General features: G+C 43.5%; 9 protein-coding genes. All 9 read right to left on the reverse strand.

Annotated elements, in window-relative coordinates:
- Positions 1-37 precede the first annotated feature (37 nt).
- The gene (locus AAC033_RS10755; RefSeq protein ID WP_339737912.1) at positions 38-1,891 is read right to left on the reverse strand and encodes a hypothetical protein; all 1,854 of its coding nucleotides are present in this window, start codon (positions 1,889-1,891) and stop codon (positions 38-40) included.
- Positions 1,892-1,970: 79 nt separating this feature from the next.
- A complete protein-coding gene (locus AAC033_RS10760) occupies positions 1,971-3,509 on the reverse strand; it encodes a sulfatase (protein WP_339737914.1) in 1,539 nt (512 codons plus the stop codon).
- Positions 3,510-3,643: 134 nt separating this feature from the next.
- Positions 3,644-5,191 carry a right-handed parallel beta-helix repeat-containing protein gene (locus tag AAC033_RS10765; protein ID WP_339737916.1) on the reverse strand — a complete coding sequence of 516 codons (1,548 nt, stop codon included), beginning with the start codon at positions 5,189-5,191 and terminating at the stop codon, positions 3,644-3,646.
- 140 nt (positions 5,192-5,331) lie between these two features.
- Positions 5,332-6,876, reverse strand: coding sequence for a RagB/SusD family nutrient uptake outer membrane protein (locus AAC033_RS10770; protein ID WP_339737918.1), 1,545 nt, complete (start codon positions 6,874-6,876; stop codon positions 5,332-5,334).
- Between the two features lie 18 nt (positions 6,877-6,894).
- A complete protein-coding gene (locus AAC033_RS10775; RefSeq protein WP_339737920.1) occupies positions 6,895-10,203 on the reverse strand; it encodes a TonB-dependent receptor in 3,309 nt (1,102 codons plus the stop codon).
- A gap of 159 nt (positions 10,204-10,362) precedes the next feature.
- Entirely contained in the window at positions 10,363-11,379 is a 1,017-nt protein-coding gene (locus tag AAC033_RS10780) for a FecR domain-containing protein (protein WP_339737922.1), read from the reverse strand.
- A 112-nt stretch (positions 11,380-11,491) separates the two neighbouring features.
- Positions 11,492-12,097, reverse strand: a complete 606-nt coding sequence (locus AAC033_RS10785; RefSeq protein WP_339737924.1) for an RNA polymerase sigma-70 factor — start codon at positions 12,095-12,097, stop codon at positions 11,492-11,494.
- 182 nt (positions 12,098-12,279) lie between these two features.
- The gene (locus AAC033_RS10790) at positions 12,280-13,272 is read right to left on the reverse strand and encodes a hypothetical protein (RefSeq protein WP_339737926.1); all 993 of its coding nucleotides are present in this window, start codon (positions 13,270-13,272) and stop codon (positions 12,280-12,282) included.
- Between the two features lie 5 nt (positions 13,273-13,277).
- Positions 13,278-14,190 (reverse strand): FAD-dependent oxidoreductase (locus tag AAC033_RS10795; RefSeq protein WP_339737928.1); only part of this gene is annotated, 913 nt, incomplete at its 5' end.

A 14,190-nucleotide genomic window follows, 5' to 3' on the forward strand; every position in this document is an offset into this window, starting at 1 on the left:
TTTCTATTGGTGAATAACTACAATTCAAAACGATCTTTTACTGCACTTTTGCTTCACGCGTGGTAGGTTTCACATTACCCATATGAATATCCTTAATTCTGTGATGTGTAGCCTTGGCTGCCTCGATAAGCTCATGATATGGCACATCCGCCACGTTCACAAATCCAATGTCATAATTTTCTCCATCATTCCGTCCGGTTGAAGGCTGATCCCACCACTGAAACCAATGTGTTCCTACTACCGATGGATGAGCGGCAGCATTTTCCACGTAGTACGAATAAGCAACGCCCCTCTCCTCCTGACTGCTGGTTTGAGCCAATCCGGGGGCAAGACCTCTTCCAGGTGTGCCAAAATGAAATTCTCCGATGATGATTGGCAGTCCGGTGAAATTATCGATTCTTTCTAATCTGTCCATATAGGTTGTATACCCATAAATATTCAAGCTGAATACATCAAAACCAATGTCTGACGAAGCTTTTATGATTTCATCAGGTGGGTTTCCCCCAAAACGCAGTCCCAGGTTCAGGTGATTGGAATCGTATTCTTTAATCGCCGAGTTGACAGTTGTAATGAACTTTTTATAGGTATCATAAACAAACGATTTGCGCCGTTCAGGCGTGTCCCCTTCATCCAGGTATTTTTTCAATGCTGATTTCATTGGCGTATCGTCTCCTTCAAGAATAACATTGACTAAATCCATTTCCCTTCCCGGCCACGGTGGTTCATTCCCCACAAAATAGCCCAGCAAATAAGGATCGTCTTTCAAAGGTAAACATTGCCTTTTTGCAGCGGCGTCCACTTCTAAGGCATAATTTGGATCATAAACGTCAGGCATGCCCATTGTTTCGGCACTAAACCCCCAGCCCCCCAGTGTGGCAACATAGGTTTTCTGTTTGCTGCTCCCCAGGTTTTGGTCCGACCAGTTTGCGATGGTATTTAGTCCCCAATCGTTCATTCTGCGAATAGTCATGTCCTTCCACTTTTCATACCAATCGTTGCCAAATCTCCGGTAAAGATTCCAGGTATTGAAAGAGGCATTGCCAATTTGAATGCCTTCAGCCGACAGGTTATCTGGGGGAAAAGACGTATAGATATATTCCCGGCCTTCAGTCCTCGCAAATGAATTTCCAACCCTGATTCCGGTGCTGCCAGCGGAAAAAAACAAATGACCTTCGGGATCGACAAACCACCACTTACCATCAATTTTTTCAACCCTGAAAAATCCGGTTGCTTCAGCTTTTGTATCGAGGTAACCACCATATTTCGATACGTTGAACCCTTCTGACTGGAGGTTTTTATCTTCTTCATCCCAAATTGCTCTTAACTCATCCAGCGAGCTTGCTTTACCTTCCCATTCGTCTGGTATCCACTGGCCGAACTGATCGACAGTGGGTAATGGTGAAAGAATAGAATCGCTCTGTTCCATGGTTAAATGAACATTGCGAATTTCCAATGAAGGAGAATTAATGGGCAGGTTCATTTCAACGCCAATTGAATCAACCTGAGTTATTGATCCAACCGAGCCGGTAAAACCAATCCACAACCCGGGCAAAGCAGTTTTTCCTATTGCAGCCATATCGTGTCCTTTGGTGTTTCTCTTTTGAAAATAAATCAGCGGAATTGATGCACGCACCCATGCGTTCTGAAAAGGGTGGATCCTGACCTGACGGATTCCTTCAGAATCATGGATTTTTAAGGAAAACCGCTGGGTAGACGATGCTTTTATTTCAAAAGTCAAGTACTCAAATGATGACCAATCCGAAGGTAATTCAGGGTTTAGCTCTGTAATGGCCCAGTTCTTTTGATCGGATTTGCCTTCAAATTGAACGAAATGTGTTTCCTCCTTAGTGGCACAGGCTGCAAGCAACAGCACCAAGAAAAATGTGATCATGTGAAAAAATGGTTTCATGTTGATACGATTATTGGTTGAAAACTCATTCATTTTTAAGGATTGCTATGGTACGGCGTATTCAGTCTTTATTGTATGAATAGTCAATAAAGTCTGAGTTTTTGGTTTCTTTCACCCACGGGTCGCGTGACAAATTCAGCCAGTAACCAAGCTGCTGACTCAACATTCGTTGATCCGCGGCAGGAAGCGAATTAAAGTTGAGATTAATCTGCTGATAGGGATCGTTAAGATTATTGAACAATGTTACACTACCATCACCGTAAACAGTAAAGGTGTATTTGGCTGTACGCACACCCTTTTTATTACCTTCAATTGAAATAAACGGTGTAGAAATTGGACGAGAAACTGAATCAGAATCCGTGTTTTTGATCATATCTGAATAGTCTGTCCCGGCGACCTCTTCCGGTATCAAATGGCTCAGGCCCATAAAACCCAGAAATGTTGGGTAAAGATCCGTCGTTCCGATGAGGAGATCTTCAATTTTGTGCTGCACGACCTCTGGATAACGCACAATCAGGGGAACACCAAATGCTTCCTCGTATTCGCAGTTTTTTTGCATCCTGTTGTGGCTTCCGAGCATTTCTCCATGGTCGGAAGTAAATACGACGAGCGTGTTATCGCCCAATCCAAGGGCATCAAGGGTATCAATCACCTGACCGATGTACTTGTCCGTCGAAGTAACATTAGCAAAATATACCCGGGCATTGAGCTCTGATGCTTTACCGCTACGATTGCGGCGGTTAAAAAGCTTATCGTGCCTCATATCTTTATAAAGTTCGTACGAATCCGCTTCACAATCCCCGGTTTTATTATAAGGAGGATGCGGTGGATTGAGGGACCAGGTGATGCAAAAAGGTCGGTTCGGGTCACGTTGCTGACGGTTGTTTTTCAAATAATCGATAATCGTTCGTGCTTCGTGCTTTGAAGAAAACTCATTTGATTCATACATCTCACCATCACTTTTACCACCAACAACGACCGGATCATTAGAATAAACATAATGATGGAAGTGGTTGTCTTTGAGCACCTGATACCAATATTGAATGCTGTGCCTGTTTGGTCCCGGTGGAATATAGATATCGTATTTATTGGGCAGATACCCACCTGGAGAACTGGTGGTTCCAACGTAATTGGCATTCTCATCAAAGACGCTGTCCGGTTTAATCCAGTGGCATTTGCCGAAATACGCCGTATTGTAACCTTCATTGTAAAGAACGTCGGTGAAACATTCAAGGTCCTCTTTAAGATCGGTGGCTGAATTGATGTGGCAATTCTTCCAGACTCCGTTTTGTCCGGGAAAGATGCCACTCAAAAGCATAGCCCGGTTCGGACTACAAACAGGGTGCGTACTCATTGCCTGCGTAAACACAATTCCCTCGGAAGCAAGTTTGTCAAGATGAGGGGTGAATACCGGATCACTGGTGCCGTTAATGGCGCCCTGGTATTCAGGCTGCTGCCAAAATCCCAGGGACTGCCTTCGCTGTTGATCAGTGAAAATAATCAGCAAATTAGGCGGTGTCGACGGATTTTTATCCGAGGCTGAAGTACTGAGTGCCCAAATTTCCAAACACAAGATGATAAAAAATAAAGGTCGTTTCATTTCCATATTGTTTCTCCAATAAACCACAAAGCATAATCATCTTTCGTAACGCCCCCAGCGTAAGGCGCCATTCCGTAGGAAATTAAAGGTGGATTAAATGCTTTGTGGCTCATGATAACATTCATTTAAGGTTTTTAAAATTCATGCACACCGATAGTCGTTTTACCTTCCAGCGGGTTTCCGAAAAGGTCTTGTCCTCCACTGTTTTCGATGGCTATTCCGGCATCCTTACAGGGAGAAGTTTTTTGGAGCATAAAATTTTTCAGCACCTCAAAGCCCTCTCCGCGTGCAGAAACATCCACAAATTGGGGGTCTTCAAAAATGGCAGCCGGATCAGCTGGCAAACTTTCAAAATGGCCGATAAAACAATTATGGGTGAACTGAGTTCCTTTGTCGCCGTCAAAAAAGAAATCTGCCTTTTCGTCGGCATAAACAATATTGTTGGCGAAGAATGTATTTTCAGGCCACGGACCTCCCCAGTTATCCATTTCAACGACGGTGCGGTCATTTTCTTCGAGAGACTTTTCGGGAATAATAAACACGTTGTTGTAAATTTTTGTGTCTTCTACCGGCCCGGAAATATGGATGGTTGGTGCAAACCAGCTTCTTCGTTCCGTTTCATATGGGCGAATTCCATCATTCACACTTACATTGTAGCGCACGATGGTGTTGGTCGTACCAATGTTCCGGTCGGTACGCACATTACTTCCATTGTTGCAAACCAACAGGAATCCTCCGTAATTATCATGGCTGTAGTTGTACTGAATAATCGTATTTTGACAGTTCCAGTCCGAATCGAAACCCTGTCCGTCCCACTTGGCTTTGTGACCGGAAACTTCGTTGAACTGAATAATGGTGTTATCGGCGCTCCATGGCCAGATGCCTGCAGCAGCTTCCTCATGCGAGAGAATATCGGGACAATCCCGCATCACATTGTATTCAATTAACGCACCCTCGGTACCGATTGGCACAATTCCGTCACCGGGGATTTGTTCCAGTAAATTATTTCGGACCACGACATTCAGGCTCGGATGCCACTCCTTGCGGTTGGTGTATCCCCGCGAATTGATGCCGTTACGTTCACAATGATGCAGGTGGCAATTGGTAATCTGCAAACCGATGAACCGCGTCTTTACCGAATCACCACTGTTCTGCCAAAGGATGGCACTTCCACCGCCGTCACTTTTTACCAAGCTGCCGTTTACATGATGAATTTCAAGACTGTCTAAAATGATGTGGTGGCAATCGCCAAAATCTTCTGCCTTAACGATTACTCCGCGCCTTCCGGCGGCACGTTCTTTTCCTGTATTTGTGATCTCCAGGTTTCGAACTTCCCAGTATTCAACATTGTGCAGTAATAGGGTATGCAAGTCTTCTCCATTTCCGTGAATGGCAGGATTTTTGCCCTCTCCATACCTATTGATCTGAATTGGAGCTTCGCCCGTCCCAATACCTTTGGGCTCCAATTGGCCAAAAAATTCTGTTCCACTTTTAAAAAGCAGTTGATCACCAGCCTTGAATTCCATCGAGTTGACTTTTTCGAGCGATGCCCAAGCCTTCTCGGGCGATCTTCCGGAATTTGAATCATCTCCATTATCCGAGTCCACATAGTACTGCTGACTACCTCCTTTACACGAAACAATTAAAAGAAGAATCAGCGCTAAAAAAATAGAGTTTCTCATTGTTTTTCTGTTGGTTTGAAAAATTGGTTTAGTAAATTGGTCTACCTTGCAGCTTCCGGTTGTCTGAATAAAGAATAAGGGTGGCAGGTCTTACCACCCTTATCCAAAGGTCATTGTCAAACAACGCTAATCAAAGGTGATTAGTTCCATTCCGGATGTTGTTCGAGCGCTTCATTTCGGTCAACCTCCGATTGAGGGAGAGGCCAAATAATATGCTCAGGCTTCCATTGACGATTTGATAGTCTGTTATCATTTGCTTTCTCATACGACATGTAGAAATCAATGGCTCGTTCCTTCAACAGTCCCCAGCGTCTTAAATCAAGGTAGCGCAACCCTTCAAAAGCCGTTTCAATTCGTCGTTCATGACGCACCATGTCCAAAATACTTCCTCCAAAATAATTATCGACCTCGGTTTGGTCAACCGGTGGCATCTGGACACTTTCCCTATTTCTAAGTTGGTTTATCAACCCAAAAATTTCTGTCGCATTTCCAGCTGCATTGAGTTCAGCCAAAGCTTCCGCTTTCATCAATAAAACCTCACCCAATCGGAAGACATAAAAATCTTCGTTCGCATCAAAATGATTTTCACTGTTCTGCTCTTCAGTATATTTCCGTTGCGTGTAACCTGTAAAAGACTTGCTGTAGGTGTTCAACACATTGCCTCTCCATAACGAATTATTGGTAACCAAAGTCGCTCCCATGCGCGGATCCCTGTTTTCAGCAGGAATCGCAGGGTTATAAAGGTCTGACTCCGTAATCGGTTTTCCATCAGTACAGAAATAATCCTCTCCAAGGTTCGGCAGCGCTTCCTGGTAGTTGATCAATCCTTCACCCCAATAGGCAGCGAAATTAGCACCGTCTTCATCCGGCCCACGAGTATAACGGACTGGAAAAATAACTTCGCTATTAATTTCATTGTCACTCTGAAACAACCCCCAGAAATCAGGATATAAAGAATAGTTAAAATCCATCACTTTTTGAGACCACGACGCAGCCTCTGTCCAATTTTCATTATACAAGTTAATTCGAGCCAGCAAGGCATATCCTGCACCTTTTGTAGCGCGCCCCCAGTCGACACTTCCAGGCCCTGCCAAATCTTCGACACATCCTTCCAAATCAGTCAAGATAAAACTAACAATTTCCGACTTTGAATTTTTAGGAACCTGTGCTTCTTCAACTGTTTGAAGCGAGGTGATCAAAGGGACATTTTCATAGGTCATGGTCAGCAGGTTATAAATAAGGGCGCGAATAAATTTAGCTTCAGCGACAATTTGATCCGCCGTAGCCGCATCCAGTACCTCCTCTCCAAGAGTCGGTACAAAATCGATTACGCGATTACACCGAACAATTGCCTGGTAAGCAGAATTCCAGAAGGATCCGATAATCCATGCATTGGTTGCATGTTCACCTCTCGACACAGGGCCACCGGCCATCCAGCCCCAGCGCACCCAGCCATCATCACTCATGTAATCCCACCGGACAACCCCTCCGGCCCAAGGGTCTGAATCAAACAGGTAAGGATCTTGTAAGGAAGAATAACAACCGGCCAATGCCATAAGAGCATCAGCTTCAGTGGTCCAAAAAGTATCGTCGGCAAGTGAAGTCAGGGAACTTCTGTTTAAGAAATCATCCGAACACCCAGCCAGGATAATTGTTATAAATATAATTGAAAATATTTTTTTCATAATAAATCGTATTTGAGTTTAGAATGTAACATTGATGCCAACGGAATATACTTTTGCCTGTGGATAATCCCGGTTGCGATCATCATTGGTCAGCTTTTCAGGATCGTAATCAGGAACATCAGTAAATGTCAACAAGTTAACACCAGAGAAGTATATCCTCGCTTTCGTGACGTTAATTTTACTCGTAAGTATCACAGGTAAGGTGTAGCCAACCTCCAGGTTTTTCAATCTCAAGTAAGAGGCATCTTTTAACCAGAATGAGGAGTACACGGTGTTGTTCCCTAAGTTTCCCCATCTCGGTGTTGGGGCGTTTCGATTCTCCTCGGTCCAATAATCCATGGCTACCTGGGTAAACGTTCCCTGAGTTTCGGTATTATACCAGTAATAGCGTTTTATACCTGAAATTCCCTGGAAGAATGCATAAACATCAAATCCTTTGTAGTTCGCTCCGAGGTTGAATGAATATTGCAGTTTGGGAAATGGTGTCCCAATGATCTGACGATCATAGTCGGATGAGATTTTACCATCCGGAACTCCCTCTGGTCCACTAATGTCTTTGTACTTGACATCCCCGAGTCGAAGTGCTTGGCCAAACTGTTCCGGTGCCTCGTCCAATTCGGCTTGCGTTTGATAATAGCCTTCGGCAACGTAAGCATAATATGATCCAATAGCCTCTCCTTCAATCGTAATGGCATTGTTGCTGATAGACGACTCAATGCCACCATAGTCAATCACTTCGTTTTTAACACCTGAGAGATTGAAGCCGCCAAACAAGCCAACTTTACCAAAGGTATCCTGGAATTTCACATCCAACTCCCATCCGGTATTTTTCACTTCGCCAACATTCTGGAATGGTGCACTTACACCGCCCATTGTTGAAGGAATCGGAAGACGGATCAAAATATCTGAGCTTGTTTTATCAAACCAGTCGGCTACGATTTGCACTTTGTTCCTAAACAAATTCAAATCAACTCCAATATCTGTTATGGTAGTTGTTTCCCAGGTAAGATCACGGTTGGCCAAATCGGTCACAGCAACCCCTGCGGCAACATAATCTCCCCAAAGATAATTCTGTCCGGTGTTGATATTTTGGGTATAAGGATAGTAAGTTCCTCCAATATTCTGATTCCCCAACTCTCCCCAGCTACCTCGCACTTTCAAAAACGAAATGGGTCCCATGTCCTGGAAAAAATCTTCATTGGTAGCTACCCATCCGGCAGAAAACGAAGGGAATCCACCCCATCGGTTATCTGAATGAAAGCGAGAGGTACCATCATAACGGTAATTAAACTCCAACATGTACTTGTCCATGTAGTTGTAGTTTAATCTTCCAAAATAAGAATCCAGCGCCAGCTCACTGGCATTACCAGCCACATCTTTATTGTTGATTCCACCATCCAGTTCATGGATATTGTTGTTCGGGAAATCTTCCACATAGGCATAAAAGTAATCTGTGCGAAAGGATTGCGCCGACTGCCCGAGCAAAACGCCGAAACTATGATCATCAACGGCGTAGTCATAACTCAAAAGGTTTTCCATTTGATACCTTTTCCAAGTCGTATTGTTATTCATAAGCGTATTATGAACCGACTCCCCGAGTACGTTCCCATTGGCATCGTAAGTCTTATTGGTAGGTGAAAACCTGGAGCGAAGCGATGAATTATAGACGTAGGAGAAACTCGGTCGATAGCTGAGATTTTTGACTAACTCAATTTCGGCGAATACTTTCCCCTGAAAGTTATATCGTTCCGTGATATTTTCTCCCAGACTAGCCATTTGAACGACATTTCGAATAGAACCAACGGTGCTTCCCGGCTCATAGTACAGACCGTTAACCTGCCCCCATTCTCCGTTGGAGTATTTAACCGGAACGGTTGGGTTGGCAAATCGCCGGATCGAATAGTTTAAGTCATTATCATTGTTACTTGCACTGGCGTTGTTCAGCGTTTCTGAAATATCTTGCTTGTTGCCCGAAACATTCATTCCTATTTTAATATGATCGGTCACATCAACATCAATATTAGACCGGAAGTTATAACGCTCCTGGTTGGTTTCAATCATGGTTCCTTCCTGATTCAGGTACTCCATGGATACCATATAGCGAACATTATCCGCGGCTCCACTCACTGACAAATAGGTTGTACTCATAGGCGCATTCCGGTACATTTCGTCAAACCAATCCGTATTAGCCCAAAGATCGGGCTGAGATCCATCTTTCATCAAACGAATATGCTCTTCGGTATACAAAGGATCTTGTCCCTGCTCGGTGAGGTCAAGATTTTGGAGGAAAGCATAGTCCCACGAATCAACAAACTCGGGTTTCACCAAGGCTTGCTGAATGGCAAAACTCTGCTTCACATTTACCGTTGGCTTAGCACTCTTTCCTCTTTTAGTGGTCACCAAAATAACCCCATTTGCAGCCCGGACTCCATAGATTGATGCTGAAGCAGCATCTTTTAACACGGAAACGCTTTGAATATCGGCAGCTGGAATCTGACTGATGTCAGACTCTATCCCATCAACAATAACCAAAGGATCCGAACCTGAGTTCAACGTTCCTACTCCACGGATACGAATTTCAGGATTATCATTCCCTGGTTGGTTATTAAAATTGCTTACCGTGACCCCAGACATTTGTCCCTGAAGCAGTGTCGCCGTATTAGAGGCCGGGCGGGTCTCCAACTCGGTAAAATCGACCGAAGATACGGCTCCTGTAAGGTTAGCCTTTTTAACCGTTCCATAGCCAACCACCACCACTTCGTCAACTCCTATCGCTTCTTCTTCTAAAATCACGTTGATCGTTGTTTTTCCAACAACCGACACTTCCTGGGTTTTCATGCCAACAAAAGAAAAGACAAGACTTGCGTCAACCGGTACATTTGATAAAGAAAAATTCCCATCAAAATCAGTAATCGTTCCGGTTGTCGTACCTTTTACGACAACGGTAACCCCCGGTAGGGGAGCTCCAGAGGCATCGGTAATGTTTCCCGAAACGGCCTTTTGCTGCTGAACGTTACTGCTTTTGCCCAGATTGGTTAAAATAATCTGTCGATTATTGATGACAAAACTGACATCAGTCTGATCAAACATTTTTGCCAATACTTCATCGACTTGCTTATTGACCACCGCAACATCCACTTTTCTCGTTACGTCAATAAGATCCTGATTGTAAAGAAAGTAGAAGTCTGTTTGATTTTCAATGGCACTCAAAACGTCAACAACTTGAACATTTTTTAGATCCATTGAAATTCGGGTTTGCTGCGAATAGCTACTTTTTGCAGTCACCTGCACTAAACCGAGTAGAAAAATAAATAGCGTTAGTCTCATGAGTAATAGTGTTTTTTTAAAGGTGCGGCATAAGCCTACCCTGCTTTTCTCAGATTTTTTCATAAATTTACGTTTGTAGTGTTAATTAATGGAATTGCTGTAACGACACTGCAAAAATTACAGGAGAGTGGTACCAACACTTTCCTGTTTTTGCATAAGTTAGTTCTTGTCAATGACGATTTTCTTTTTCATATAGATTCCGTTTTTATTTTGTTTACGTTCTTCTATCTGGTATTTCATTGGAGTTGTCAACGCAATCATTCTCAGAATTTCATCCAGCGGTTCGTCTTTAAAAGTGGCCTGAAAATTATAGTCCTGCAGTTGTTGGTCCTTTATTTCGAAATCTACGCCATACCAACGAGCCAATTTTTTAATGACTTCGGATAGAGTCTCTCCTTTAAACCGGAGAATACCATCAATCCAGGAAGTCATTTCCTCCGCACTTACCTGTCGAACGTTTGCTGATTTGTGATACAAATCATAGGAAAACTCTTCATTGGGCTTCATTTCGTATGCCAATTGATTGTCTGGGCTAAGAACCTTAACCCTTCCTTCTTTCAAGACAACACTGACTTTCTGATCGTCGTCATATGCAGTAACACTAAATGAGGTGCCCACAACCTGAACCGTCAGCTCATTTGTTTTCACCCTAAACTTTTTGTCTTGATCGCGAACGACCTCAAAATAAGCTTCTCCAGACAATTTCACTTCACGATTTTTGGTAAACATGACGGGATAGCTTAATCTCGATCCGCTGTTGAGCCAACCTTTTGTACCATCAGGCAAAACAAATTCCGTTCTGGCCCCTTCGGGTGAATGAATGGTAGCCATCGCATCGGAGCCTGTATCTTTGGACTGAATAAACCAAATTCCATATCCCAGCAACAACGGAATAAACAAAATTGCCGCTACTTTTTGGAAGTAATTGATCCACGGTGTTTTTCGTCTTGCGAAGCTTGACCGGTTTTGCTGTTTGAGGTTTTTCAACAAGCCAGCTAATCGCTCATTAAGCGGCTGGTCAGCAGGAATACCATTCCAATGATCCTGCAACTGTTCTTTTAATTCATCGTCATGATCTTCTGCGAATAGCGCAACGATCTTCCGGTATTCGGCGCGGCCGTAATCTTCACCGACGAAAAGGCGAAGCAACTGTTTTATGGTGGTTTTCTTTCTCATGAATTTTGCTCGTTCACAAGTAATATCCCAAAAACAAGAAAACCCCTATCCCCGAAAAAAAAATATTCAACTGGTCAGCACATTCGCTGTAAGGCAAGTCAAAATAACAAATTCAATGGCCAGATGCTTTCTCAAAATATAAAGAAAAGTAAATCAGGCCTCCAGGCAATTCGCCCTCAAAACGTTTCTTCAAGTACTTCATGGCCTCCGTAATTTGATTTTCCACTGTTTTTACCGAGATATTGAGGTTCTCCGCGATTTGTCGAACCGATCTTCCTTCTCGCTTTCGTTGCACAAAAATTAATTTTCGTCGCTCGGGCATCTGTTCTATAAACTGATCCAATCTACTGACAACCAACTGATAGTTATTTTCATAATCAACCACCCCTGCCTCATCATCCAACTCGTCAACCAGCTCCAATTTAAATTGATTGCTCTTTGCCTTCGCATTAAACATTTTCTTCATCGCATTATACGCGATTGTAAATAGATAGGCCTGAAAAGAGGTTTCCGACTTTAGTGAGTCTCTGTTCATCCAGATTCGTAAAAACACTTCCTGAACAACTTCTTCGGCATCGGCTTCATTTTTCAAATAAGACATTGAAAAAACGAAGATTTTTTGTGCATACCGCTGAAACAATCTTTCGAAAGCTCCATGATCCCCTCTTCGTAGCGACCGGATCAAAATCGAATCAATATCTGAAACAAATGGATTCAATAGTTGCGTTTTGGAACCGTAAAGGAATAAAAAAAAGTAATCAAGTCACATGACCCGAAACTGATTTGTTGCTTTATCCTTCCTTTGATCTTTTCCCTGAATAGCGAAACGTGTTAAAGCCTCCCCGGAAACTTGGGGCACCCACCCGATTCGGTCGTCGCTTAAAAAAACTACTTTCACTTTTACTCCAATTTCATTTTATCAAATAGTTCTAAATACCCCGGCAGTCCATATTTTCTGCACGAAGCCGAAATTAAATCCAATTGCTTTTTATCCAGATGCTCAATTTGAGAAGTCATCAAAGGAAGAAGACTTGGAGCAAGACCATCTTCACCGATAATCCTGTTGATAAAAATACTTTTACTGTAGTCATCCAATTCAGGAAAGCGTGAGATGAATTTCTCATTGATTTCCTGATTTGAGAATGGCAAAGGCAATTTCGCTATGATATAAGCATTGATTAGCGGAGAACTACTACCGAGCATGCTCAATATCAGAGGAGCATGTTTTCGAAAATCGGCATCGTTCATTTGTCTTAACGCAAAAAGCTGGGTCTCGTAATTGCGGGACTCCAACAGTACCTTCATGATGGTGTCGGAGTAGTGGCTCATGGTGTAGGCTGCCAGCTCGTTTCGTATTGTGCCATTTACGAAATGCCACAGGGTAAAAGAAGAATAAACAGCCCCTTCGACCACAGCTTTTTTTATCGTCGCCGGAGTCGCTCCAGTAACCGCATCGACCGTTGTTGCTTTAATTTTGACCGTCTTGTCAATCAAGTCTTCCTTCTGTAAAATTCGCAACATACTGTTCCGATCCTTCAGTATCTGATCCATTTTCTGATAGTCTTCCGCAGCGAATTTCTGGTGGTCGAATTTGCTTAAAGGTTTTCCTGGAATGGTATCAAATCCGGCATAATGCCCGGCCAGGTCCCAATAAAATAAGAGGACAACATTTGAACAAAGCGTATCGTCGCAAACGGGCATGTTAATTTCAGCTTTGTATCTCAGCGGAATACCGGCCGTGTCCGCGCAAAGCTCGATGGTTTCATTTAATGCAAACTTCTCAGATTTGTACACAAATGCTTTTCGGCACTGCAGTAAATTCTCCGGTTCGTTTACAGTCCTAAATCCCAGGAGTAAGATACAAGCCATTAAACCAAATAAAGCCCGTTGCATGGTACTTATTTTTGAGATTCAATCAAGTCCAGATACTCTTCCAAATGCGAAGTATAAATAGTTCTCGGGCTGACCTCGTATTTTTTGCATAGTGATGCCGCAATCCCCACTGCAGCTCCCATTTGACCGGTTGTACGCATCACCCGGGGCCCGCCCAAGCCGATGTGGGAGCAGCTAAAATTGCGGCCGGCCATAAACAGGTTGCGTATGTTTTTTGAATACAGGCTGCGATAAGGAATAATGTACTGACTGGTATTGTAGAACATCGCCTCAGACAAAAAGTCCGGCTGGTCAGCATCCAGCAAATTAATCTGATAATGAACATCCACAGCCCGCTTCTCAAAAACCACCGAGTCTTCAAACTGCACCTCGTCGCGTACATCATTGAAGGTATAGATATGATCACCAATCAACCTGCGTGATTCCCTTTTGCCCAACAGATAGGAAACCCATTGTAATTGCAAGCTATCCACTTTTTGCTGCTGCTCGTGGAGGTCGACTGAACTCAAAACCGCCTGGTCATCATTTGGTTTTTGAGCGGTGGGGTGTTTATAATTGTAGAACGACCCATAAATCGCACGAAACATATGGTCACGAATATGCTCGGCATCATCGATCTGACTCAAGTCGTTCCGCGAAAATTCCCACTGCCATTCCCCGTTTTTTGCAGCATACTCGCTTGCAACATCCATCGCCCAAGGTACCTCTGGAAAATCGACCTTTTTACCAGCATTTTCTGACCGCCATAAAACCGATGAGCCCATCACCATTTTGTCAGGTGTCTCCGGGCTCCATAAAAGACCATGAGCATCCCATTCTTCACCATATTTTGAAGAGGCTTCGCGCCCATAAGAATAGTCCGCACCTGCCCAATAACCAATCCAGCCATCGCCGGTACAGTCCACAAACAAAGGAGCT

Source organism: uncultured Sunxiuqinia sp. (assembly GCF_963974515.1).
Lineage (GTDB): Bacteria > Bacteroidota > Bacteroidia > Bacteroidales > Prolixibacteraceae > Sunxiuqinia.

Excerpts from the sequence above, each read along its gene's own strand:
- AAC033_RS10765 (WP_339737916.1), bottom strand. The coding sequence starts at position 5,191 with ATGAGAAACTCTATTTTTTTAGCGCTGATTCTTCTTTTAATTGTTTCG.
- AAC033_RS10760 (WP_339737914.1), bottom strand. The coding sequence starts at position 3,509 with ATGAAACGACCTTTATTTTTTATCATCTTGTGTTTGGAAATTTGGGCA.
- AAC033_RS10790 (WP_339737926.1), bottom strand. The coding sequence starts at position 13,272 with ATGCAACGGGCTTTATTTGGTTTAATGGCTTGTATCTTACTCCTGGGA.
- AAC033_RS10780 (WP_339737922.1), bottom strand. The coding sequence starts at position 11,379 with ATGAGAAAGAAAACCACCATAAAACAGTTGCTTCGCCTTTTCGTCGGT.
- AAC033_RS10755 (WP_339737912.1), bottom strand. The coding sequence starts at position 1,891 with ATGATCACATTTTTCTTGGTGCTGTTGCTTGCAGCCTGTGCCACTAAG.
- AAC033_RS10770 (WP_339737918.1), bottom strand. The coding sequence starts at position 6,876 with ATGAAAAAAATATTTTCAATTATATTTATAACAATTATCCTGGCTGGG.
- AAC033_RS10775 (WP_339737920.1), bottom strand. The coding sequence starts at position 10,203 with ATGAGACTAACGCTATTTATTTTTCTACTCGGTTTAGTGCAGGTGACT.